This window comes from Variovorax sp. 01T439_2 (genome assembly GCF_056398445.1).
Window position 1 is genome coordinate 1 of record NZ_JBFTPJ010001133.1, and the last position, 1,658, is coordinate 1,658.

The following is a 1,658-nucleotide window of genomic DNA, read 5'->3' on the forward strand; positions in this document are numbered from 1 at the left end:
ATGAGAGATGTCCTTTGGGTGTGTGGCACGAGAAAGGGAGCCGCAAAGCCCCCATCGACCGCAAAAGTATCCGGCCGCGGCGCCGCGCATGGCGAGCGCGTTCCTGCAAAGTCCTTGCCTATTTCTCCAGACCTCCTGCACGGGCCGTGCAGATTCGTTGGCGTGGCGCTAAGCTTTGAACCACCCGATCCTCCACGCCGGCCGCCACCGCGGCCCCATCCGTGACAAGGCCCCCCGAACATGCCCCAAGACACACCCGAAATCGCTGCCGCCATTGCCCAGCCGATGCCGCTGGAGCCCGAACTCGACGAAGCCAGGAAGGAACTGGTCGCGCTGATCAACCGCATCACGCGCGGCCAGGACGGCACCGTGGAAACGCCGGTGGCCGGCCTGCAGGTGTTCTGCATCAGCAAGCCCGACGGCCCCAAGCATGCCTTCGCAACGCCGGCGCTCGGGCTCATCGCACAAGGCTCCAAGCGGATCATCGTGGGCGACGACATCTATGTGTACGACCCGATGCACTACCTGGTGACCTCGGTCGACCTGCCGGTGTGCGGCCAGGTGCGCCTGACGAGCGACAACGAGCCGTACCTGGGCGTGCGGCTGGAGCTGGCAATCGACGAGATCGGCAAGCTCATCGGCGACGAGAAGCTGCCCGCGAAGGCCAATGCGCCTGCTTCCCGCGGCATGTACGTCAACCGCATCGGCATGCCGGTGCTGGAGCCGGTGCTGCGGCTGCTGCGGCTGGTCGAGTCGCCCGAGGACGTGCCGATCATGGCGCCGCTCATCAAGCGCGAGATCATGTACCGCCTGCTGGTGAACGGGGAGGGCGCGCGGCTGCGGCAGATCGCGCTGCAGGACAGCCACACCCAGCGCATTGCCAAGGCGATCAGCGCGCTGCGCATCAACTATTCGCAGTCGCTGCGGATCGAGGACATGGCGCGCGCGGTGCACATGAGCGTGTCGTCGTTCCACCATCACTTCAAGGCCGTGACGGCCATGAGCCCGCTGCAGTACCAGAAGCAGCTGCGGCTGCAGGAAGCGCGCCGCCAGATGCTGATGGCCGGCGCCGACGTGTCGAGTGCGGCGCACAGCGTGGGCTACGAGAGCCCGTCGCAGTTCGCGCGCGAGTACAGCCGCATGTTCGGCGCGCCGCCGCTGCGCGACAAGCGCCGCTGGCTCAGCGACGCCGAGAACGACGCGCTCGGTGCGGGCTCGATGCAGGCCGCCTGAAGCTGAGGCCCGCCGCGCGGTCAGCGCAGCACCAGCACGGGCAGCGTGGAGTGCGTCAGCACGTGCTGCGTCTCGCTGCCCAGCAGCAGCCGCTTGATGCCCTTGCGGCCGTGCGAGGCCATGACGATCAGGTCGCACTTGTGCTTCTTTGCGGCGGCGACGATCGATTCGGCCACCAGGTCCGAGTTGGCGATGGCGGTCTTCAGCTGCACGCCGCTCGCCACCGCGCGCGCGGCCACGGCGTCGAGCATGTCCTGCGCCTTGTCGGCCCACTGCTTCTCGACCCGGGCGATGTCGTCGGGCGAGAAGGACATGGCGCCGTCGAAGTAGCTCTTGGGGTAACGCGGCACCACGGTGAGCGCGACGAGGTCGGCATCGTGCCGGCTCGCGAGGGCGATCGCGCTTGTGACCGCCTTCTTCGAGAG

Annotated in this window: 2 protein-coding genes; one reads left to right on the plus strand and one right to left on the minus strand. The window is 67.7% G+C overall.

Annotated elements, in window-relative coordinates:
* Nucleotides 1-240: 240 nt before the first annotated feature.
* Entirely contained in the window at nucleotides 241-1,233 is a 993-nt protein-coding gene (locus AC1DOC_RS32745) for an AraC family transcriptional regulator (RefSeq protein WP_012747916.1), read from the plus strand.
* A gap of 20 nt (nucleotides 1,234-1,253) precedes the next feature.
* Here the strand turns inward: AC1DOC_RS32745 and AC1DOC_RS32750 are convergent.
* A partial coding sequence (locus AC1DOC_RS32750) for a universal stress protein (RefSeq protein ID WP_478131449.1) occupies nucleotides 1,254-1,658 on the minus strand: 405 nt, incomplete at its 5' end.